Raw genomic sequence first — 21,680 nt, 5'->3', positions numbered from 1 at the left:
CCAACTTGACAAGTTACGAAAATATGTTCTCGCGGCTGTGCCTAAACAGTTATTAGCGCGATAGCGTGGGTATTCTAGCAATGCTGGGGCATTATGATTGCACAGCTGAACCGACGCGGTCGCTATGGGGGTAGGTGTCGCATCAGATGTGAGGGGGGCCATGACTGACTTGGGAGTCGCCGTCGTTGTGGAAGACGACGAAGATGTACGCAACCTCGTCGAAGCTGTGTTGAGCCAGGCGGGATTTGACGTCCACGGCGCAGCGAGCGGTCGCGAGGGGGTCGAGGTCGTACGCAATCAGAAGGCCAGCGTTGTTACCTTGGACGTTGGCCTTAGCGATATTGACGGCTTTGAAGTCCTGCGCCGGATTCGGCAGTTCAGCGATGCCTATGTGGTCATGCTGACGGCGAGGACGGACGAGTTGGACACCCTGACCGCCTTGCACACCGGTGCCGATGATTTCATGACCAAACCGTTCCGGCCGCGCGAGCTGCGGGCCCGGGTGGCTGCAATGATGCGCCGTCCCCGGCAGGACGCCCCCGATTCCGGGTCTGCGGACCCCGGGACGCCTCCTTCGAAGTCTCTTGTCCTGCCCTCCGATTCGGATTTCCGGCACAACGGCTTGGCATTGAACCCCCACACCCGTTCGGTGACCGTTGACGGCATTCCTGCCAGCCTGACGCGCAGCGAGTTCGATCTCCTGCATGCCCTCTTGAAAGGGGCAGGTGCCGTCCGGTCCAAGACCGATCTGGTGCGCGTAGTGCGGGGTGAGCACTACAGCCCGGATGCCTACATCAGTGAATCCGACGAGCGTGCCGTCGAAGTGCATATCGGCAACCTGCGCCGCAAGCTGCGGGAGGATCCGCTGCAGCCTCGCTGGCTTCAGACAGTCCGTGGCGTTGGGTACCGGCTCACACAGGCCTTGGACTAGCTTTCCCCGAGGTTGTGCCTGAGCTGCAGCTCGTCCACGGTCTCATTTCCGCTCTCGGCGACTTCACGCAGGAGCAACCGGGCAAGGTCGGCGTCGCGGACGCGGATGGCGTCTTCAAGCTCCCTGGCGAGTTCGGCCAGACGGACGCCGCCGACCATCTCCGAGGACGTCTTCAGGCTCAGGACGGCGTCCAGAGCCGCGGCCTCGTTACCGCTGTCCAGGGACGAAGCGAGGGATTGATAGCGCTGGTCCCACATCCTCGTGTAGTCCCTCGCGAATCCCGTGGCCACGGCGGGGCTGTTCAGCTGTGACCCGAGTTCCTGGAGGGCGGAGGGGTCCACGACCGGGCTCGCAACGTCTTCGGCAGCTGCGGGCGCCACGCCCGCGCCGGACGCGGAGCTGTCGGCTGACGAGCCAGTGTTTGTATCGCCGTCATCTGGCGCACCTTGGAAGGACATGTGCCCACGCTACTTGCTGCGCCTGCGCCGTGTTTCCAACTCCGGCCTTTCCTGTGGCAAAATTGTGGGTTTTCGGGTGCATTCCTGGGTACTTCGGTGCTGTTCGGCAGTGCGGTCCGGCGCTGCGGTCCGGCGCCGGCGGCGCTTATGTTACTGGCCGCTGAAGGTCGCCACGGCATTGATGATCGCGGGGCCAAGAATAGCGATGAAGAGCACAGGGAAGATGAAGAACAGTAGCGGAAACAAGATGGCCACGGGCAGCTTCATGGCTTTCTCCTCGGCTCGCTGCCGACGCTTGACCCGCATGACTTTCGCCTGGATCCGAAGCACCGTGCTGACGGCGATGCCGTACGTGTCCGCCTGGACCACGGCCTGGACGAAGCTGCGCAGTTCCGGGATGCTCGTCCGTTCCGCGAGTGCCAGGTAGGACTCCCGGCGGCTCCTGCCCACCTGCATGTCCTGCAGGGTCCTGACGAGCTCTTCGGCGAGCGGTCCTTTCCCGTTTTCCCCGGCGCGGGCCATGGCGCCCTCGAACCCCAGACCGGCCTCCACCGAAATGAGCATCTGGTCCAGGGTGTTGGCCAGTTCCAGCTGCATGACCTTCTGGCGTTCCTGGCCCTTGCTGTAGAGCAGGAGATCGGGGATGAAGTAGCCCAGCAATGCTACGAAGATCCCCACCAGCTTGAGGACCGGCGTCGGGCCTGCGCCGCTCAAGTAGAGTCCGAGGAGAGCACCCAGCAGGCCCAGCAGAGGCTTGGCCGCGAGCACGCGTCCGAGCGGCAGCGACGCGGGACGTCCCGCCAGGGACACAAGCCTGTCGAGCCTCCGGATGTAGCCGGCTGGCGTCAGGCGGTAGCCGATCCGCTCCACTAGCTTGCTTTGCTCCTGCCCGGCGGGACCGGCCGTGTCCCTGCCGAGGGCCAGCAGTTCCCGGGCCGCACGCTCGGACTTCCGGTCCACAGAGAGCCATGACCATGCCAGATACCCGAGCGGGAGCGACACCAGCAGCAGCGCGAGCAGGACTAGGGGATCCATGGGCGTCTCAGAACTTCAGGTCGATGATCTTGCGCATCCACAGACCACCGATCGTCATCATCACGGCGGAGGCCGCGATCATGGCCCAACCCAGCGGGTGCGAAAACATGACGTTCATGTAGCCGGGGTTGACCAGCATGAGCATCGTTACGATGCCAAACGGCATGGCCATCAGGATGTAGGCGGAGAACTTACCTTCGGCCGCGAGCGACTTGATGTGGCCCTTGATTTCGCTGCGCTCGCGAATCGTCTCGCTGACCTGGTCCAGGACCTCTGCCAGATTTCCGCCCACCTCCCGGTTGATCTGTATTGCCTGCGCGATCCAGACGAAATCTTCATTCTGCATCCGCTGGGCCGTGTCGTTGAGGGATGCCAGCAGATCGCGTCCCAGACTCGTCTCCGTGACCACGCGGCGCATCTCTTCCGACGTTGGGCTCAGGGATTCCGTAGCTGCCGCGTCAATGGCGCGCAGAATGCTGTGACCGGCCCGAAGGCCGCCGGAGAGCAATTGGAGGGTGTCTCCGAGCTGTTGGTCGAACAAGCTCCTGCGCCTGCCTGAGAGGAAGCCAAGGACAAGGTGACCCGCCAGGGGCGCCAGCAGGATGAGAAGGATTGCCAGCAGCGGTCCGGAGATGACGAAGCCTGTCAGCGCACCCACGAAGGCTCCCGCAAGGACCAGTACAAGGAAATCGGACTGGCTCAGCCTAAGCCCTGCATGTTCGATCGCTTCCCGGTTGAAGAGCCGGAGTTGTCGCTGAGCGGAGAATCGGTCCACGAGGTGGACAGCCGAACCCGCGAAACGGGTCAGCGCGGAGTCTGGCTGGTTCTGGACGGGCCTCCGCCGGTCCAGTGGCACCGTTGCCTTCCGCGGGGCAAGGAAAGCACCGCCAAGGAGCAGAAGCGCGGCGAAGACCAAGGCAACTCCAAGGGACAGCAATGTCATGTCCTCCTCACGGTCTCAGGGCCGAAGCCGGGGGAGCGGCGAACACGCTAGGGGAGACATGGATGCCCAGGTCCTCGAACCGGTCAATGAACCGGGGACGGATCCCGGTGGGCACTGGCTTGCCGAGAAAACGACCGTGTGCGTCCACACCGGCGGAGTAGTCGAAGACGAAGGCATCCTGGAGCGTGACGATGTCCCCTTCCATGCCCTGGACCTCAGTGACGTGAGTGATCCGGCGGGTGCCGTCACGCAGACGGGAAATCTGCACAATGAGGTTGACTGCCGAGGCGATCTGCTCCCGAATGGCGCGCAACGGTAGATCCATGCCGGCCATCAGCACCAAAGTCTCCAGACGGGCGACGGCGTCGCGGGGCGAATTCGAGTGGACAGTCGACAAGGAACCGTCGTGACCCGTGTTCATGGCTTGGAGCATATCGAGGGATTCGCCACCACGGACCTCACCCACCACGATGCGGTCTGGACGCATGCGCAGGGAGTTCCGCAGCAGTTCCCGGATGGTGACCTCGCCCTTGCCTTCCGTGTTCGGTGGCCGGCTCTCCAGTCGCACCACGTGCCGCTGCTGGATCTGGAGTTCGACGGCGTCCTCGATCGTCACGATGCGCTCGTCTGATGGCAGGAATGATGAGAGGACATTCAGAAGCGTGGTCTTGCCCGTGCCAGTACCGCCAGAAACGATGATGTTGAGCTTGGCCTTCACGCATGCATCCAGCAGTTCTGCCATCTCGGGCGTCAGCGTGCCGAACTCGATGAGGTTCCGGACAGTTAGCGGCACCTTGCTGAATTTTCGGATGGTCAGGGATGAACCCCCCACTGCGAGCGGGGGAATGACGGCATTGACGCGGGACCCGTCCTCAAGCCGCGCATCGACGAGGGGCGACGACTCGTCGATGCGACGGCCCACCTTGGAAACAATGCGCTCGATGACCTTGCGAAGGTGGTCCTCGGAACTGAACCTTGACTCGGTAAACGTGAGCTTGCCGTGCCGCTCGACATAAATCTGGTCCATCCGATTGACCATGATTTCCGTGACGGCCGGGTCGTCGAGGAGCCGCTGCAGGGGGCCGTAGCCGAGCACATCGTCTGCCACGTCCCGGACCAGCCGTGAGCGCTCCTCTGCAGAGAGCGGGACCTGCTCGGCATCGACGATCCGGATGAGCTCTTCCCGTGCGGCCGAACGGAGGTCTTCCTCTTTAACGGCGGAATCGTTGAAGCGGGCGCCCATCCGTTCAAACAGCGCCGTGGCGGCGCGTTCCTTCAGGGCAGCAAAGGCGTCCACCGGCTGTTGGTCAGTGGAACGAAGGGCGTCTGGCTGTTCCTCGAAAGCAGGGGCGGCCTGCATGGGTCGCGGTTGCTCAAACGTTGAGGGAACCACAGCCGAGTGTGAATCGACGTGAGCGGCGCGGCGGCCGGCGGGTGCGGCCTTAATTTCGGGGATGGCCCCACCCTCAGCGGCCAAAAGCCGTTCGGAAAGCTTCACTGGACCACCACCCTTCGGTGCAATTTCTTTTTCGCCCGTGCCCGCCATGCCGGATCGAACCGTTCCACAAGCTGACGCAGGCCCTTGACTGCAGGGTCTTTTCGGCCGTCCTGGAGCACCGGTATTCCCCGGTTTGTGGAGAAGGCCACGGCCTTGGAACGGGGAATGCTGATGTCAACGGGCGCGCCAATGGTCGCCTCAACGTCCTGGACGCTGAGGCCGGCCTTGGAGTCTGCCATGTTGAGGACCACGTGGCGCGTCTCCGGCAGGACGTCCAGCCGGCCAAGGATTTCGAGGCCGGACCGGAGTCCCCGGATGCTGGGAACATCCATGGCCGTCACCCACACAATGTCCGTGCATTGCTCCATTGCAGCCAGACCTATTTCGGGCAGCCCCGGGGCAGTGTCCACGATGACGTACTGGAACTGTTCCGCCAATTGCTGCAACATTCGCGTGACCTGCTCCGGCGTGACGAAGTCCGCTTCCACTGGACTTTGCGGGGCGCACAGCGCATAGATGTTGCCGGAGTGGACGGTGAGGAAGGCCTTGAGCACCAGGGAATCCTGGCTCGCTGCGGAAGAGACGGCGTCCGTGACAGTGTGCTCCGGGTGGAGGTACAAACCCGAGGCCACATCTCCGAACTGCAGGTCCAGGTCAACGATCACCACGCTCATGGGCGCGATTTGCCCGAGCCCTATGGCGATGTTGGTGGCAATCGTCGTTTTCCCCACTCCGCCCTTGGGCGAGAAGACGCCGATCACCTGGCCTCTCGAACCCTCAGGCTGTTGACCGCCTGCGGTCCTGTATTTGCTGGCAAAAGATTGGCAGGCGCGTTCCAGCAGGACCCGGATCTGGGCAGCATCGGCAGTCGGGCTGAGGAAATCCCGGATGCCGGCACGCATGGCCAGCAAGAGAAAGTCGGGATCAGGTTCGCTGACCAAAATAATGCTTAGCTCGGGCAGCTGGACGTCGAAGACCATGGCCAGCCGCAATGCGTCGTCGAACGGCAGGTCCGGACCGAGTATCAGCACCTCGGGGCGCTCCTGGTCGAGGTTCATGAACAATGCACCGGGATCGGACGGATCAACAAAGGCGAAAGTCTGCAGGCCGCCGGGGAGCCCGCCGGCCAGTGCCCGGCGAACCCGCGCGTCGAAGTCGGTATTGGGCGTGATCAGCACGAAGCGGCTCATTTGTAGACCTCCGGTTTCGTCATGATTCCAGGGCGGCCGCTGTCAACGGCGTCGAGCGGTTCCTTGCTCAGCCAGAGTGTGCCGAACTCGCTGCCATAGACGATTTTGCTGGCGTCCACATCGTTCACGGCCACGGTGAGGATCAGCGGCCCGGCGGGAACCAAGGGGGCCGCTGCCGGGGCCGTCGCAGAGCCTCCATCCGAGGGCTGGGGGGTTGCAGTGGGAACCGGGGCGCCCTGCACTGCGGTCAGCAGGACTTTGTGGAGCGTCAGTTGCGTCGTCTCCGTGTCGGGTCTGGCCGCGATGCCGCCGCTCTTCAGCGAGATGAAGATGCCGATGTGATCGCCGGGCGTCAGCTGGCCGCCGACGACGCGTTGGGGCTCGAGCTGGAAGGAGATTTCCTGCAGGCCCGCCGGTACGTCTATAACGCCGCTGGGCTTGATGGTTTCCGGGGCGACCAGACGCTCCGCAACGAGCTGCTCGCCCGGTACCAGGCCGACGGCGGTGACCTTGCCGGCCTGGCCGTCCAGACTGCTCAGCGCGGTCTTGGGCACAGCCGTGCCCGGGAGCTTCTGGCTGGTCAGGAAGGGCAACAGACTCTCTGCGGAGGTGCCTGCCGGCACGGGTTTTGCCACGACGAGGACGTCTACGGGATCAAGATTTTTCACAGCCCGCGCGTCCGCGCCGCTGGCGTAGGACACCACGAGGATGGCGCCGATGATGGCCAGGACGACCGCTGCCACTCCGGCAAGTAGTCGGGACTTCATGCTTAGGGCGCTCCAATGCTGAGACGGACGACGGACGTACCGTAGTCCGCGGTGCCGCCGAGTTCGAGGGCTTGAGACAGGGAAACAAATTTGACGAAGTATCCGCGGATGGACTTGTTCGCAATATTCCCGCCGGAACTCCAGCTGTCGCTGGCAAAGTGGTAGCCGGTGACGTGGAAGGCGGCAAACCCCTTGACGTAATACTTGCCTCCGGAGCCCGTTCCCGTGGCGACGGCGTAGAGCGGGAGCAGCACGGTTTGATCCTTTAGGACACTGATGTCCGCGGATGAGCATACGGAGGGCCGGGGGGCGCCGGTGTCGCTGCTGAACCAGATCCCCGGGTCACTTGAGGCGCCGGCGCTGATCGTGACACTGCAAAGGCTGTCCTTCCCGTCGGTGATCCAGCCAAAGCCCCCGGGAATCCCGCCGCATCCGTTAACATCCATAGTGAGCACTTGCACAAAAGTGGGGTCCGGAGAAAATTTGCATTCGGCGATCGCCAACGGCACGATCACCGTTCCCTTGGACGGGGCCCCCCATTGGGCCCGTGAGGTGGCACCCACCTCGGCGCTGGTAATGCCGAGGGCCCTTGCGAAGAACAGCGAAATGCTGTTGGCGGGGCTTCCGGTCTCCTTTGCCCCGGAGCCTACCGAGACAGTCCCCTTGGTCTTGTCGAGGGCGATGGATTTGATGTTGGTCATGCCGTCCGCGGCATTGCCGTTGGCCAATTTGGCGGCGAGATCTGTGGGGCGCGGCCATGTGGCGGAGCATTCCGGATCACTGACACTCTTGGCGCACTTCTGGGCCACCATCAGTGCCACCGCGTCCGAGCTGTTCTGCAGTTGGGCCCGCTCGGCGTAAAGTACCCCGACATCAACGGCCAGGGCGGCGAAGCCCAGCAGGCACACCATCACAATGGCGACGATCACGCTGATCGCGCCACGCTCACGGGTGCCCCGGCGGCCTAGCCCCCGCACAGCATGGCTCCTTGGCCCTGCATGGCAAAGGGGCCCGCAATGCCGGTCATCGAGCTGAGCGTATAGCCGACCGTTACGGACATCTGAGCTCCAGCCGAGCAGGTCTTGGCGCCGGCGGGGGCGGACGCCGTGAATACAATTTTTTCATCGGGCAGAACCGGCACCAGCGTTCCGAGCGCACCCCGGACGGCACTTCGGGCAGCAGTAGGGTCATTGCTGATTGCCATGACGCGCGCGCCTTCGCGCGCCGCATTGGACAGTGAAATCTGCACGTTATAGGCCCGGCCGAATTCCGTGATGCCAAATAGCAGCAGAATCAGGACCGGCGCCAGGAGAGCGAACTCAACGGCCACGGCCCCGCGCTCCGAGCGCTCACGCATGGGTTGGGACCCTTCTTCTTGTGGAATCTTTAGCCAGTCCTGGACCATGCGCCAGGTCTGGAAAGTCACGGGCGGTGCGGTGAAAGGCTCCCGCCTTTCACCGCACCGCCCGTGGTCCTTGCGCTGGTGTGATTGGCTACGGCGCCACTTTGGGCTTCAGTCCGTCAACGATGGACGTAAAGGCTGTGTTGATCTGGCCGCCCAAGGTAGTGACGGCGACGATGATGACGACGGCGATGAGGGCGACCATGATGCCGTACTCGACAGCGGTTGCGCCTTTCTCGCTGCGAAGGCGGTCCTTAGCGGCGAAGCCGAGGGTCTGAAGGGTTGCAATAAGTGAAAGCATGTGAGACTCCTGAGCGAGCGACGGTAAGCTGGCCAGTCGCCAGCTCTGCCAGAAAGCTAGCAACGCGATTCGTCAAAAGTTACGCTGCTTGCCACATCCTGTGCTAAGGCTTCCCAAACTGCACATATTCTGCACATTTTCTGCGCGGATTCTGCGCCTGAACTGCGGATACGGAAGCCCGGACGCATGACGGACCCCCTCGGCTCTGGGTGCCAAGGGGGTCCTGTCTATGGGAATGCGCCCTGTGTAGCGGGCGGGGTGTCGGGGGTTAGAACGCCCCGATGTAGTTGTTCATCACATTGATGGCTGCGGGACCTATGACAACGATGAACAGCACTGGCAGGATGCAGAACATGAGGGGGAAAAGAACCTTGACGGGCAGTTTCATCGCCTTTTCCTCGGCACGCTGCCGCCGCTTGACCCGCATCTGCTTCGCCTGGGTGCGGAGGACGCCTGCCAGCGCAATTCCGTATGTGTCTGCTTGCACCACGGACCGAACAAAGCTCCGCAAGTCCGGAACATCGGACCTTTCGGCCATGGCCAGATAGGAATCTTTGCGGCTTCGGCCGACCTGCATATCCTGGAGCGTGCGAACGAGTTCTTGCGCCAGCGGGCCCGTTCCGTTTTGGCCCGCGCGTGCCATCGCCGCTTCGAATCCCAAGCCTGCCTCGACCGAAATCAGCATCTGGTCGAGAGTGTTGGGCAGTTCCATCTCGATGGCCTTCTGGCGCTCGGCTCCGCGGCCATGGATCAGAATGTCCGGAACGAAATAGGCGAGCACCGGCAGGAGAAGCACTAACAAGAGAAGGATGCCGGTCGGAGACTTTGCCAGGAACAGCATGCTGATGAATGCCGCCACCAAGGCGAGGGCCGGCTTCGCAATGAGCAGACGTTCGAGGGGCATACCGGCAGGCCGTCCTGCCTTGGCAAGCAGTTTATCCAGCCACCCTGCGTAGCCCCTGGGAGTCATCCGGACGCCGAGTGCCGCCGGTCCGCGCGACTCTGCGGACGGGGCGCTTTCCTGCGCCAAACGAAGCCCGCGGCCCAGGTTCCCTCGAACCGCAGCCAGGCCGCCGCGGTCGACTGCGATCAGTGAAAAGATCATTGCCGAAATCGGAACGATGATGAGTCCGACCAATAACCACGCCATTACACTCACAACGAGCCTCCTAGAACTTGATCTTTACGACGCGGCTGAGCCACCAGGAGCCGAGGGCCAGCAGCACCACGGACATGCCCACCATTACCCAGCCGATGAAATTCGAGTACAGAACGGCCATGTAGGTTGGGCTCGCTGCACTGAGATACAAGAACATGCCAACGGGCAGGGCGATCAGGATGTAGGCAGAGAGTTTCCCCTCGGCGCTCAGAGCCTTGACCTGTCCCTTGATCTCAGAGCGTTCCCGGATGGTTTCTCCCACGTGGTCCAGGACTTCCGCCAGGTCTCCGCCCACCTCACGGTGGATTTCTATGGCCTGCCCGGTCCAGTCGAAGTCGTCGCTCTTGAGGCGTTTGGCGGCATCGAGCATCGAGTCCTTCAAATCCCGCCCGAGGCGTGTTTCGTTGACCAGCCGGGCGAATTCCTCGGACGTTGGGGATTCTGCCTCCTGGGCAACCGCGTCCACCGACCGCAGAAGGCTGTGCCCGGCCCGCAATCCGCCGGCAAGCATCTGCAACGTATCCCCCAGCTGATCCTCAAATTTCGCGCGTCTGCGGCTGGCGAGAATCCTCAGGACAACCATCGCAAGCAACGGAGTGACGATGAGGAACAGCAGACCCATGAGGACACCGCCCAGAATGAACCCGACAAGGCTCGCCGTGACACCGATGCAGCAAACCAAGAGGATGAAGTCAGCCTGGCGGAGCTTCAGTCCTGCCTGCTCGAGCGATTCCCTCGTACCGAAGCGGGCATTCTTGCTGACGTTCCGGTCCACGAAGGTCACTGCGTGGTCCGTCACCCGGGTCAGAAGGGAGGTTTCTTCCTTGACTCCGGGCCTCCGTCTGGACAACGCAATTCCGGCTTTGCCCATGCCCAGGGTGGAAAACAGGAGGATGCCGAGTGCCACGAGGCAAAGGCCGATGCCCAAGGCGAAAAAAATGGGGCTTGTGGCGGTCACCGGTGTCCACCGCCCATGTGCAGGCCGCCGAATACGGCGGGGGAGAGCTGGATGCCCAGCTCGGCAAAATGGTCGGCAAAGCGAGGCCGGACGCCGGTGGCAGTGGGGCGGCCGAGGAACCGTCCGTTGGCATCAAGGCCGGCGCTGTAGTCGAACGTGAACGCGTCCTGCAGGGTGACGATATCGCCCTCCATTCCCTGAACCTCGGTGACGTGGGTGATGCGGCGCGTCCCGTCCCTGAGTCGCGAAATATGCACAATGAGGTTTATGGCCGATGCAATCTGTTCGCGAATTGCCCGCAGCGGCAAGTCCATTCCCGCCATAAGCACCAAAGTCTCGAGCCGCGCGATAGCATCGCGGGGAGAGTTGGCGTGCACGGTGGAAATTGAGCCATCGTGTCCGGTGTTCATCGCCTGCAGCATATCGAGGGATTCGCCGCCGCGGACTTCACCAATGACAATCCGGTCGGGCCGCATACGAAGCGAATTCCGGACCAGGTCGCGGATGGAGATCTCGCCTTTGCCTTCAATGTTGCGCGGCCGACTCTCCAGCCGCACAACGTGCTCCTGCTGCAGCTGGAGTTCCACGGCATCCTCGATGGTGACAATCCGCTCGTCGGCCGGCAGGAAGGACGAGAGAACATTGAGCAGAGTCGTCTTTCCGGTGCCGGTACCGCCGGAGACCAGAATGTTCAGCCGGGCCTGCACACAAGCGTGCAGGAGCTCGGCCATCTCCGGTGTCAGGGTTCCGAACGTGATCAGATTGTCGACCGTCAACGGTGTCTGCCCGAACTTGCGAATTGTCAGCGATGCCCCGTTCACTGCAAGCGGGGGAATGATCGCGTTGACGCGCGAACCGTCGGTCAGACGGGCATCAACCATGGGGGACGACTCATCGATACGCCGCCCGACCTTGGTGACGATACGTTCAATGATCCGGCGCAGGTGGTCTTCCGAACTGAAGCGGGAGTTCGTGAGGTACAGCCTCCCGCCACGTTCCACGTAGACCTTGTCCGGCCCATTGACCATGATTTCCGTAACGGCCGTCTCATTCAGGAACTTCTGGAGCGGTCCGAGCCCCAGGACATCGTCCATAATCTCCTGTACGAGACGGTGCCGTTCAGGGGCAGTCAGCGGAATTTCATCTTCGTCCACGATGGCCCGGAGCTCGTCCTTGACATAGCTTTGCAGCTCGGCCTCGTCCAGGGACGCATCCGTGATCCGGCTACCCATGCGTTCGTACAGCGCGGTGCCCGCCCGATCTTTGACGGCGGTCAAGGCTTCGTTGGCATCTGTGCCGAGGACCTTCGGCTCGGGTGCCATAGACGGTGACTCTGCCGCCAACGCCGGTGCAGCCGACCAGGGTCCGCTTGCAACAACCGGATTCGTCGCAGCCTCGGTGTCGCCACCGCCGCCGCCCCGAAGAGATTCAAAACGCTTCGTGAGGTTCATTAGACTACTGCCCTTCTGTGAAGTTTCTTGTGGGGGCGAGACTCCCAGTTGGCGCTGAACCGTTCCACAAGCTGGCGGAGGCCCTTGGTCACCGAATCCCTAGTGCCGTCTTGGAGTAGCGGAGCGCCTTTGTTGGTCGAAAATGGCACGGCGCGGGATCGCGGCAGCACCACATCCACGGGACAACCGATCGTGGCCTCAACGTCTTGCAGCGTCAGCCCGGTACGTCGATCCGCGAAATTGAGCACGACGTGGCGGTTTTCGGGTACGAGGTCGAGTTCCGCGAGGATGCCGAATCCAGTTCGAAGCCCGCGGATGCTGGGAATGTCCATGCCGCACACCCAGACAGCATCGGTAGCCATTTCCAGCGTGGCCAGGACATGCTCGCCCAGACCAGGTGCTGTATCGACCACTACGTACTTGAATTCGTTGGCCAGCTGGCTCAGGAGGCGTCCGACCTGCTCGCCCGATATCTGGTCCGCATCAGTGGGGCGCAGCGGGGCGCAGAGGGCGTAGATGCCTGAGGGATGCAGCGTCAAATAGGACTTCAGCACAACGCTGTCCAGCACGGCCGCACCGACGACGGCATCGGCCAGCGTCCGCTCCGGTTCCAGCATGAGCCCCGAAGCAACGTCGCCGAATTGGAGGTCGAGGTCGACCACCACGACGCCCATGGGGGCCTCCTTGCCCAGACCTACGGCGAGGTTGGTGGTGACCGTTGTCTTGCCGACCCCGCCCTTGGGCGACATGACCGCGATGATCCGGCCGCTTCTGGCCTGTCCTTCCACGGAGTTTCCCAGTCCACGGCGCCTGCCGGCTGCTGCAAGACTTGCCCGTTCCAGCAACGAGCGGATGGTGTCAACGTCCGAATCCGGCTGGAGCAAATCCCTGATGCCGGCCCGCATTGCGGGGAGGGCGACGCCCTCCTCACTTTCGGTAACCAGGACAACGCTTATTTCCGGATATTGGAGATCGAAGAGACTGGCCAGCCGGATGGAGTCCTCTGTCTGCAAACCGGGGCCGAGCAGAATGACTTCCGCCGGGTCGCCGCTCAGGACCCGCAGCAGGTCATCGGGACCTTGGGGGAGGTTGTCAGCCACGATCGCGTGGAACGTGCCATGCAATCCTGAGGCTGCCTGCCTCACGCGCCGTTCAAACCCTGGATCTGAAGTGATCAGTACGAAGCGGCTCATCGGTATAGTTCCGGCTTCTTGACCACGACGGGTGCGCCCTCGGTGGCGGTGGAGGGCTCCTTGGTGAGCCACAGGCTCCCAAAGTGTGCGCCGAAGGCGATTTTCGCGGAATCAGCGTCGTTGCGGGCAAACGTGACGATCAGCTGTCCCGTAGGCAGCTCCGTGTTCGCCTGCGTAGCCGGGTCGCTGGCGGTTGATGCCTTTGCCGTCGACCGCTGAACACTGGTCACCAGGACCTTGTGGAAGACTTCCTGACCGGTTTCGACGTCGGGAGAGTCCTTCAGTGCGCCCTTGTCGAAGAGGACGACGATGCCCACGGTGTCGCCGGCAGCGATGCGTCCGCCGACCACCCGCTGAGCCTCCAGCTGCACTGAGATTTCCTGCATCCCGTTGGGAACAGGGACGGAGCCTGGCGCTGAGAGGCTCTCAGGGTCGGCCAGCCGGGCACCCAGCAGGGGCTCTCCGGGCAGCAGCTCAACACCGGCGACCTTGCCATTGAGTCCGTCGAGGCTCTTGAGGGCTCCGTTGGGAACGGAAGCTGCCGGAAGCGATGTCAGTTTGACGGCGGATTTGATCTTGTCAACGTCGGATCCCCTCGGGATCTGCTCCTGAACCACCAGTACCTCGACGGGCTGCAGGTCCTGTTGGGCCCTGGCTTCTGATGCTTGAACATATGAGACCAATAGCAGAGTGCCAACAATTGCCAGCACAAGTGCGACGATGCCTCCCAGTAGGCGAGTTTTCACTGTGACTTTCTCCTTTTGCCGAATAGAACTCGTTTTTCGTGGTCGTTGCTACTTGGAGAGTTGGACCCCCAGCGCTCCGTAGGTAGTGGGGCCGCCCATGGTTGCTGCTTCGGCCAGGGTGACCTTCTTGATAAAGCGTCCAAAAATTCCGTTGTCGCTGTTCTTGAGCTTCAGTGACTTGGACAGCGTGGTTGCCTCCGCAGTCATGAAGTCCCCGGGCAGCGAACTGCCACCTTTCAAATTCCATCCCCGCAGGGATATTTGGGCGAAGGCCTCAATGTGGAATTCCGCGCCGGCTCCAGTGCCGCGGACGTCGTCAAAAATCGGTACGAGTATGTCCACGGTTTTCGAAGGATCGGCCAGGATGGCCCCCCATTTGTTCAGGGTGCTGGCGCAGTCGCTGTCATAGTTTTGGCCGGTATTGGTTCCCACCCACGGATTGAGGATGTCCACGGTCACATTGCAGACCCCCGGGTCATGATCCAGCCAGCCGAATCCGCCGGGAACTTCGAGCCCCGATGAGGAAGTCGTGATGCATTCATAATCAGGATCGTCTGCTAGCGCATTACCGTGTTCCGGGAAAAACTGCAGACCCTTTGTAAAGCCGGGATCCGACTCGCAGTGGGAGAACGAAAGCGGAAGCACATTGCCTCGGGAGTAACCACCAAACGTCGCCTCAGCCGAGGCTTGGATGTCGGTGACCTGGATGCCCAGTACACGTGCAAAAACGAGCGAGAAATGATTGTTTCCCGAGGAATCCTGGGCCTGGGTTGTGACGTTCACCGTGCCGGCACTAACCGCGGCACTGAGTACGTTGGTATGCCCGTCCAGGGCGTTGCCATTTGCAAATCCCGTTGCGTAGGACATAGGCGCGGTACAAGATGCGGCGGTCGGCGTTTTGGCGCAGGATTCTGCAATGGCCAAGGCAGCGGAGTCCGCACCGTTCTGCAGCTGGGAGTGTTCGGAGTACATTGTTGCGACATCAACTGCGAATGCCGCCATTCCAAGCATCGCCACCATAAGGATCGCGGTCAGGGGTGCGATGACACCGCGTTCGGGATCATCGTGCTTTAGCCGCCGCATCGCATTACACCTTTACTGGAGACGTTGAGGCTGGCTGGCATGCCCGGGATGAGCGCAGGAAATCCCGTCATGTAGGGCGTGGTCAGATTCACGGTGACTATGACGCTGTCGCCCGCGGCGCAAGCGCCGCCGCCGGAGTAGGAGATGCTGATGTTCCCGGGCGCCAGGCCGGCAGTCGGTGCAGCACTGACGCCCACACCCTGGGCGGTAGCCGTGCTGAAGCCGGAGTCGGCGTAGTGAATCGCCGTATACCGTGCGGTCTCCCGGGCAGCCTCTGAGAGAGACACCTGGATGTTGTACGCCCTGCTGAATTCGACGATTCCCAGGACGAGAACGAGGAAGATCGGCAGAACCAACGCGAACTCAACTGCGACCGCGCCCCTTTCCCTTTCGGGTCCGGGGCGTCCGGCCGCCCGACGCCGGGCCGTCATCAGAGACCGTCGATCACAGTTTGAAAGCCAGGAACCAGCTGACCTCCAAGAGTCGCGACAATGCCTATGATCACTGCGGCGATGAGTGCCACCAAGAGGCCATATTCGACCGCCGTCGCTCCCGCCTCGTTTGAAAGTTTCCCCCACCGGCCGGCTCCCGCCGTCCGCCGCAGGGCCAAGTTACATCTACTGAGACCTTTCACAACCCCTCCAACACTTGAGACCTTGCACTACCTTGAAAAGCGAAAAACCCAGGGCCGGAGCGGTGGCAGCGGAGCTTATGCCCGAACTACCGCCGCCCCCGCCCTGGGCTTTTCTGTAAGTGTCGTTAGAGCTTGCCCGAGATAGTGGTGAACGCGGTGTTGATCTGGGTACCGAGCGTTACGACGACGCCGATGATTACGGCTGCGATGAGCGCCACGAGCAGTCCGTATTCAACGGCCGTTGCGCCCTTCTCGGAAGAGAGACGATCCTTGGCGCCGGCGATGAAGGCGAGCATTGAGACCATGAGACCAGTCATTTTATTTTTTCCTTTTCCAGAGTTTTGAATATGAAACGAATTCCAGTAAATCCCCGATTACCTATTTGCTGGAGGTTCGTTGGGACAACATTTGCACGGGCGCAAACGGCACGGCAATGAGGTTCGATACTCGACTTTTGGAAGGGAAATCCGCGCACCACCTACCAAGGAATGGGAGGTGTACTCAGTTTCCAAGTAGCGGTTGTGGCTGACTACTTGGTTTGGTCAGCCGTCTTGCTTAATCCCCGCACGTGGACGGGTAGCTGCTACCTAAGGAAATAGCGCGATGACGGCCAGGGCCGCCGCCAGCATCGAGGGCCCGTAGGCGACTTCCTTTGGCTTGTTTCCGCGGTTTTTCAGCACAACGATCAGCGAGGCAACCCCGCCTGCGACGAACCCCAGGGCTCCGCCGTAGAACAAGTGGGACCAGCCTAGGTAGCCCAAGTACAGGCCCAGTGGTGCCGCAAGCTTCACATCCCCCATTCCGAGACCATTTCGGCTGGTCAAAGCCAAAATCAGGTAGGAAATGAAGAGTATTAAACCGCCGGCGACCCCCCGCAACAGATTTCCCGCTTCGCCCGACACTCCCGCGGCGGCAGCCAACAGCACTAGCCCGGCACCGAGCAGGGGCAAGACCATCCGATTTGGCAGCAAGTGGTGCAGCAGGTCGATCCGCGCCAGCTGCACGCCGGCCACCGCCAGCAGGACATAAGCGGGAAGTTCGGGTGACGGCCCGAAGCGCCAGGCCAGCAGGGCGGACAGCGCGAAGGTGGCCGCCGCCGTCGTAATTCGAGCCCGTCCTGTGGGGGAATCGCCGAGGCGGGGGAGCGCTCGCCGGATGAGGACTTCGGCCAGCACAGACAGGCATGCCCCGGCGAGGCCGACGCCGGCAATCAGGAGGGCCTCGGATGACGAGCCGGCCGGCTGCGCGAACAGCAGTGAGACGGTGCCGGAAGCGGCGGGAGCGGACACGGTTCCTCCAAGGATGCGACGGGCCGGCACGGGACAGCATGCACAAGAGAAGGCACGCAGGAGCATCGGACACCCCATTTTGACCCAAGAGGCCGTGGTCGGCTATTCTTGGTAGTCGTTGTGCGTGTCCTATCTCGATGGTGCGTGCCCGCTTGAGAATCCGGTTGCAGGATAACTACTCAACGTGCACATTCGAGACCTCAGGATGACTGGTTACATAGAGCCCTCACCTCTGTTCCGGTAGCGCATAGATAGTAGGTGCACCGTAAGAGTGACGCCTAAAACAAGAACGCCAGAACAAGAACGAGGCAAACACCGTGCGTACGTACACCCCGAAGCCCGGCGATATCAACCGCCAGTGGCACGTCATTGACGCCACCGACGTTGTCCTTGGTCGTCTCGCCAGCCAGACCGCAATCCTGCTGCGCGGCAAGCACAAGGCCACCTTTGCGTCCCACATGGACATGGGCGACTTCGTCATCATCATCAACGCTGAAAAGGTTGCCCTCACCGGCGCCAAGCTGGAGCAGAAGCGCGCATACCGCCACTCCGGTTACCCGGGCGGCCTGACCTCCGTCAACTACGCTGAGCTGCTTGAGTCCAACCCGGTTCGCGCCGTGGAAAAGGCCATCAAGGGCATGCTCCCGAAGAACTCCCTTGCTGCACAGCAGCTGGGCAAGCTGAAGGTGTACCGCGGTGCAGAGCACCCCCACGCCGCCCAGCAGCCCAAGACTTTCGAAATCACCCAGGTCGCCCAGTAGTCCTGGCCACCAACCAACTTTTTATCAAGGAGAATCGTGGCTCAGAACGAAGAACTGACCACCGAAGCCGTTGAGGCTGAGGAAAACCTGACCAGCTACACCTCGGAGAGCGGTGCTGCGGAAGCAGTAGCGCCGAAGAAGGAACGCCCGGCACTGACCGTTGCCGGCGCTGCAGTTGGCCGTCGCAAGGAAGCCGTTGCACGCGTTCGCGTTGTGCCGGGCTCCGGCAAGTGGACCATCAACGGCCGCGAGCTGGCGAACTACTTCCCGAACAAGCTGCACCAGCAGGACGTCAACGAGCCCTTCAAGATCCTCGATCTTGACGGTGCCTATGACGTCATTGCCCGTATTCACGGTGGCGGCATCTCCGGCCAGGCCGGTGCCCTGCGCCTCGGCATCGCCCGTTCGCTGAACGAGATCGACACCGAGAACAACCGCGCCACCCTGAAGAAGGCCGGTTACCTGCGCCGCGACGCTCGTGTCATCGAGCGCAAGAAGGCCGGTCTCAAGAAGGCCCGTAAGGCTCAGCAGTACTCCAAGCGCTAAAAATGCGCCTACCCAACCGTCGGCCGCTGGCGCGACCGGCGGTTGGGGCCCTCGGCGCTTTTTAGCGCTCGGGTCCACAAGCGCTAATCCCGCTTCCAAGCGCTTTGTCGCTTGCACGAAAGCCCGTTCCGCCACTCGGCGGGGCGGGCTTTCGCTGTTTTGGGTCCTCCTATTTGGCGAGTTGAAAGTATTGAGCACCGTCGACATCTTCGGCAACGAATCGCTGCCGCACCCACTCGACGATTCTGGCCGACTCGCCGCGGCCCTCCAGAGTCTGCGGCGGCAGATTCTGGATCACCACTGAGCGCACCCGTCCCTCCGTGACCAGGACCTCGAACTCTTCCAGAGTAGGGAACGGATCCGTCCCGTCGAACCCGCCCAGCGGCAGCACCGCACGGCCGGACTCGAGCTGATAGTTGGCTGCTGTCTCAGCGCCCACGACGGCAGCGGCCCAGGTCGCGGCAGGCGGCTGGCCGCGCAATCGCTCCAGCACGCCTGCCGATGGTAGATCACCGTACATGACGGCCAAGTAGCTCGGATGAGTGTCGGAAGAGGCCCGATTGCGCTCGTCGGTGCGCATGCCCAGGATGCTGGGCCCAGCAACCACTCCGGCCCCAATATGGGGAGTCAGAACGGTGTTCAGCGACCACAGCGCCGGCCCGAGGAACAACGCGGCGAGCAGAACCATCGCGGTTGCCCGAGCGGCTGCGGGCCTTGGCGCCGGGATTAGGATCCCAGCGATCGCGAGGCCCCAAATTATCAGCATGACATAGGGCAAACCCGGGAAATCCGCCGTCGAGCGGGCTGCGGTGACGTAGGCAAAGACCATGCTCGCCGTCAGCGTGATAACAGCTGCCCAGCGCGTGCGGGGGGCCGCGAGACCATGCAGAAAATACACCAGGGCAACAGCCGCCAGACAACACATGGGCGGGACGGCGGTCAGGACGTAATAGGGGTGCACGATTCCAGACATGAACGCGAGCACGGTAGCGGAGCAGGCGAACCACACGCAGCACAGCAGGAGGAGCGCACTTGCGGCGCGGGGTACTCGGCGCCGGAAAATGCACCAGAGGCCGATGCAGAGACCCGCCGCAGCCAACGGGAGGAACCACCCGCTCTGTCCGGAGAACTGTGGCTGGAGGAAACGCTGGAAGCCGGCATCGAGATGATCTGCCGCGCCCGTGATGCCCGCCGCTGTGGTCCTGCTGGCGTCTTCCCCGGTCAGGCGGTCGAGCCCGTTATAGCCCAAGGTGAGTTCCACGACGCTGTTCTGCCGGGAGCCGCCGATGAACGGCCGCCGGGCCGGGTCCGTGATTTGAACCAACAAGAACCACCAGCCGCCTGCCACCGCGGCCGTGCCGAGAGCGGCGAGAAGATGCAGACACCGCTTGGGCCCGGGGACGCGTGCGTACAAGAGGTACGCGGCTGCGACGGACGGCAGCAGCAGCAGGACCTGAAGCTGTTTCGTGAGAAGTGCAAGGCCTGTGAGCAGACCGGCCAGAAGCAGCCATCTAAGTTGGCCCCGATCGATGGACTCCAGGGCAAGAAAGGCAACGCCAATCATGAGCAGTGTCAGGAGCGCGTCAGGATTGTTGTACCGGAACATGACTGTGGAGACGGGCATGACGGCCATGAATGCAGCGGCCAGGAGGCCAACGGTCGAATTGAAGCGTTTTTGGACCATTCGGTAGAGAAGATAGACGCCTGTTACGCCCATGAGCGCCTGCGGAAGCAAAAGGCTCCAGGAGCTGAGACCGAACGCGCGGACGGATAGCGACATGACCCAGATACTGAGAGGGGGCTTGTCCACGGTGATCGCATTGCCGGGATCGGAGGCGCCAAAGAGAAATGCCGTCCAGTCGAGGGAGCCAGACATGGCAGCCGCGGAGTAGTAGGAGTTCGCCCACCCGTTGCGATCCAAGCCCCACATGTAGAGCACCGCTGTGAGCACGAGCAGGACCAGCAGGGCGGGCCGCTGCCACCGGCTGCTGTGGAACAGTGTGCGTGGCCACTCTGCTAGGAGGCCTGGGTCCACGGCCGGCGTCCGCTCGCTGAGGGCGGGCCCGGACGTCAGCGAACGGTCCTGCGCGGGGGTCAAAGGGCAGGCTCCTCGGCCGGCCTGTTGGATATGCGGGCACCGCCCTGGTTGCCGCGACGCGCCCCGAACACCCAGGCCCGAAGCAGGACAAACCTGAGGAGGGTGGCGAGAACGTTGGCACCGGTCAGGACCAGGAGTTCGTGGCTTGGAGCGGCGTCGACATTGACGGCATGAAGAAGCGTCAGAGAAGAGGACGTAATGGTCCAAGCCAACAGGAACACCACCAGTCCTTGAAATTGTTGGGTGAAGAGTCTCGCCGGACCACGAATGCCAAACGTGAACCGGCGGTTGGCTGCGGTATTTCCGACGGCAGTCAGCAGCAGGGCCAGGAAGTTCGCCTGCTGAGCGCCAAAGGGTGCCTGAAGGACCAAATAGAGCAAAGCAAAAGCGATGGTTGAAGCCGCGCCCACCAAACCGAACCGCAGTACCTGGCCGAAGAAGCTCGGCCGTCCCGGCGGGACGATGGGCCGACGTCCCAGCTCTGCGTAGATTGCCTGAACCGGAATGCTTCCCTTCAAAAGCGAGCCTGCAACACGGACCAGCCCACGGAGATCATCCACGGCCGTCTGCCTGATATCCACTCTGCTGTCCGGGTCGTCAACCCAGTCCACGGGAATTTCGTGGATCCGCAAGCCGGACCGCTCGGCAATGATCAACAACTCCGTGTCGAAGAACCACCCGTTGTCCTCAATGTGGGGAAGGATCCTTTTGGCGACTTCGGCCCGGATGGCCTTGAAACCACATTGGGCATCTGAGAATCGCACCTGCATGGTCCGTCTGAGCAGAAAATTGTAGGACCGCGAAATGAACTCGCGCTTCGGCCCGCGGCTGACCCGGGAACTCTGCCCCAGTCTGGTTCCGATGGAAACATCCGAATGGCCCGACAACAGGGGCGCCACGAGTGGCGGGAGGGCGGCGAGGTCCGTTGACAGATCAACGTCGAGATACGCCAACACCTTGGCAGAGGATGCATTCCAAGCGTCCCTCAGCGCGAACCCGCGTCCCTTGACCTCGAGCCGGCGGTAAACCACGTTCGGCAGCTGCTCCGCCAAACGCCGGGCAATCGTCGGAGTGTTGTCCGTGCTGGCATTGTCCGCGATAGTGATTTGCCACGTCGAAGTCATTTCTTGCAACAGGTAATTTGCGAGCTTCGTGATGCTTTTTTCGAGTATGGCCTGTTCATTAAAGACCGGTACTACAATTTCAAGCGCCAAGCCCCCAGAGCTAGGTTTCATGC

At 62.2% G+C, this 21,680-nt stretch carries 24 protein-coding genes; 3 read left to right on the top strand and 21 right to left on the bottom strand.

The annotated features are described in order from the left end of the window. The first annotated feature begins 160 nt into the window (after positions 1-160). Positions 161-931, top strand: coding sequence for a response regulator transcription factor (locus LDO15_RS16520; RefSeq protein ID WP_223980194.1), 771 nt, complete (start codon positions 161-163; stop codon positions 929-931). Here LDO15_RS16520 and LDO15_RS16515 read toward each other — a convergent pair. The 19 genes from LDO15_RS16515 to LDO15_RS16425 all read right to left on the bottom strand — a co-directional run bounded on the left by LDO15_RS16515 (position 928) and on the right by LDO15_RS16425 (position 17,038). Continuing rightward, positions 928-1,389 carry an Hpt domain-containing protein gene (locus LDO15_RS16515; protein ID WP_223980192.1) on the bottom strand — a complete coding sequence of 154 codons (462 nt, stop codon included), beginning with the start codon at positions 1,387-1,389 and terminating at the stop codon, positions 928-930. The genes LDO15_RS16520 and LDO15_RS16515 overlap by 4 nt on opposite strands. 150 nt (positions 1,390-1,539) lie before the next feature. Then, on the bottom strand, positions 1,540-2,424 hold the full coding sequence (locus LDO15_RS16510) for a type II secretion system F family protein (RefSeq protein ID WP_223980190.1): 885 nt from the start codon (positions 2,422-2,424) through the stop codon (positions 1,540-1,542). Between the two features lie 7 nt (positions 2,425-2,431). After that, positions 2,432-3,367 (bottom strand): type II secretion system F family protein, encoded by a 936-nt coding sequence (locus LDO15_RS16505; protein WP_223980188.1) that lies wholly within the window; start codon positions 3,365-3,367, stop codon positions 2,432-2,434. 7 nt (positions 3,368-3,374) lie between these two features. Then, positions 3,375-4,727, bottom strand: a complete 1,353-nt coding sequence (locus LDO15_RS16500) for a CpaF family protein (RefSeq protein WP_223980186.1) — start codon at positions 4,725-4,727, stop codon at positions 3,375-3,377. Between the two features lie 134 nt (positions 4,728-4,861). Further along, complete coding sequence (locus tag LDO15_RS16495) at positions 4,862-6,055, bottom strand: AAA family ATPase (RefSeq protein WP_223980184.1); 1,194 nt, start codon at positions 6,053-6,055, stop codon at positions 4,862-4,864. Next, on the bottom strand, positions 6,052-6,822 hold the full coding sequence (locus tag LDO15_RS16490) for an RcpC/CpaB family pilus assembly protein (protein WP_223980182.1): 771 nt from the start codon (positions 6,820-6,822) through the stop codon (positions 6,052-6,054). Before LDO15_RS16490 ends, LDO15_RS16495 begins: the two co-directional genes overlap by 4 nt. A 2-nt stretch (positions 6,823-6,824) precedes the next feature. Then, complete coding sequence (locus tag LDO15_RS16485; protein ID WP_223980180.1) at positions 6,825-7,799, bottom strand: TadE/TadG family type IV pilus assembly protein; 975 nt, start codon at positions 7,797-7,799, stop codon at positions 6,825-6,827. Continuing rightward, the gene (locus tag LDO15_RS16480; protein ID WP_346655967.1) at positions 7,787-8,248 is read right to left on the bottom strand and encodes a TadE/TadG family type IV pilus assembly protein; all 462 of its coding nucleotides are present in this window, start codon (positions 8,246-8,248) and stop codon (positions 7,787-7,789) included. Before LDO15_RS16480 ends, LDO15_RS16485 begins: the two co-directional genes overlap by 13 nt. 67 nt (positions 8,249-8,315) lie before the next feature. Beyond that, positions 8,316-8,525, bottom strand: a complete 210-nt coding sequence (locus LDO15_RS16475; RefSeq protein ID WP_223980178.1) for a Flp family type IVb pilin — start codon at positions 8,523-8,525, stop codon at positions 8,316-8,318. 268 nt (positions 8,526-8,793) lie between these two features. Further along, on the bottom strand, positions 8,794-9,684 hold the full coding sequence (locus LDO15_RS16470; RefSeq protein WP_223980176.1) for a type II secretion system F family protein: 891 nt from the start codon (positions 9,682-9,684) through the stop codon (positions 8,794-8,796). 10 nt (positions 9,685-9,694) lie between these two features. Next, complete coding sequence (locus LDO15_RS16465) at positions 9,695-10,642, bottom strand: type II secretion system F family protein (RefSeq protein WP_223980174.1); 948 nt, start codon at positions 10,640-10,642, stop codon at positions 9,695-9,697. Beyond that, complete coding sequence (locus LDO15_RS16460) at positions 10,639-12,093, bottom strand: CpaF family protein (protein WP_223980172.1); 1,455 nt, start codon at positions 12,091-12,093, stop codon at positions 10,639-10,641. Before LDO15_RS16460 ends, LDO15_RS16465 begins: the two co-directional genes overlap by 4 nt. Beyond that, positions 12,093-13,286, bottom strand: a complete 1,194-nt coding sequence (locus LDO15_RS16455) for an AAA family ATPase (protein WP_223980170.1) — start codon at positions 13,284-13,286, stop codon at positions 12,093-12,095. Before LDO15_RS16455 ends, LDO15_RS16460 begins: the two co-directional genes overlap by 1 nt. After that, a complete protein-coding gene (gene cpaB, locus LDO15_RS16450; protein WP_223980169.1) occupies positions 13,283-14,032 on the bottom strand; it encodes a Flp pilus assembly protein CpaB in 750 nt (249 codons plus the stop codon). Before cpaB ends, LDO15_RS16455 begins: the two co-directional genes overlap by 4 nt. 48 nt (positions 14,033-14,080) lie before the next feature. Next, positions 14,081-15,115 (bottom strand): TadE/TadG family type IV pilus assembly protein, encoded by a 1,035-nt coding sequence (locus LDO15_RS16445; protein WP_223980168.1) that lies wholly within the window; start codon positions 15,113-15,115, stop codon positions 14,081-14,083. After that, positions 15,103-15,471 (bottom strand): TadE family protein, encoded by a 369-nt coding sequence (locus LDO15_RS16440; RefSeq protein WP_263428224.1) that lies wholly within the window; start codon positions 15,469-15,471, stop codon positions 15,103-15,105. The genes LDO15_RS16445 and LDO15_RS16440 overlap by 13 nt, the downstream gene beginning before the upstream one ends. 74 nt (positions 15,472-15,545) lie before the next feature. Beyond that, a complete protein-coding gene (locus LDO15_RS16435; RefSeq protein ID WP_346655966.1) occupies positions 15,546-15,749 on the bottom strand; it encodes a Flp family type IVb pilin in 204 nt (67 codons plus the stop codon). 125 nt (positions 15,750-15,874) lie between these two features. Then, positions 15,875-16,066, bottom strand: a complete 192-nt coding sequence (locus tag LDO15_RS16430) for a Flp family type IVb pilin (protein ID WP_223980166.1) — start codon at positions 16,064-16,066, stop codon at positions 15,875-15,877. 270 nt (positions 16,067-16,336) lie between these two features. Further along, the gene (locus tag LDO15_RS16425) at positions 16,337-17,038 is read right to left on the bottom strand and encodes an A24 family peptidase (protein ID WP_223980165.1); all 702 of its coding nucleotides are present in this window, start codon (positions 17,036-17,038) and stop codon (positions 16,337-16,339) included. Positions 17,039-17,355: 317 nt separating this feature from the next. On the opposite strand from LDO15_RS16425, the gene rplM reads away from it, so the two are divergent. Beyond that, positions 17,356-17,799, top strand: a complete 444-nt coding sequence (rplM, locus tag LDO15_RS16420; protein ID WP_015937805.1) for a 50S ribosomal protein L13 — start codon at positions 17,356-17,358, stop codon at positions 17,797-17,799. A 36-nt stretch (positions 17,800-17,835) separates the two neighbouring features. Beyond that, the gene (gene rpsI / locus LDO15_RS16415; RefSeq protein ID WP_223980164.1) at positions 17,836-18,345 is read left to right on the top strand and encodes a 30S ribosomal protein S9; all 510 of its coding nucleotides are present in this window, start codon (positions 17,836-17,838) and stop codon (positions 18,343-18,345) included. A gap of 169 nt (positions 18,346-18,514) precedes the next feature. Here rpsI and LDO15_RS16410 read toward each other — a convergent pair whose 3' ends face one another. Further along, on the bottom strand, positions 18,515-20,443 hold the full coding sequence (locus LDO15_RS16410; RefSeq protein ID WP_223980163.1) for a glycosyltransferase family 39 protein: 1,929 nt from the start codon (positions 20,441-20,443) through the stop codon (positions 18,515-18,517). After that, the gene (locus tag LDO15_RS16405) at positions 20,440-21,678 is read right to left on the bottom strand and encodes a bifunctional glycosyltransferase family 2/GtrA family protein (RefSeq protein ID WP_223980161.1); all 1,239 of its coding nucleotides are present in this window, start codon (positions 21,676-21,678) and stop codon (positions 20,440-20,442) included. Before LDO15_RS16405 ends, LDO15_RS16410 begins: the two co-directional genes overlap by 4 nt. Between the last annotated feature and the right edge of the window lie 2 nt (positions 21,679-21,680).

The organism is Arthrobacter sp. NicSoilB8 (assembly GCF_019977355.1).
In the GTDB taxonomy this organism is placed as follows: Bacteria; Actinomycetota; Actinomycetes; order Actinomycetales; family Micrococcaceae; genus Arthrobacter.
This window is presented reverse-complemented; position numbering and strand designations above follow the sequence as displayed.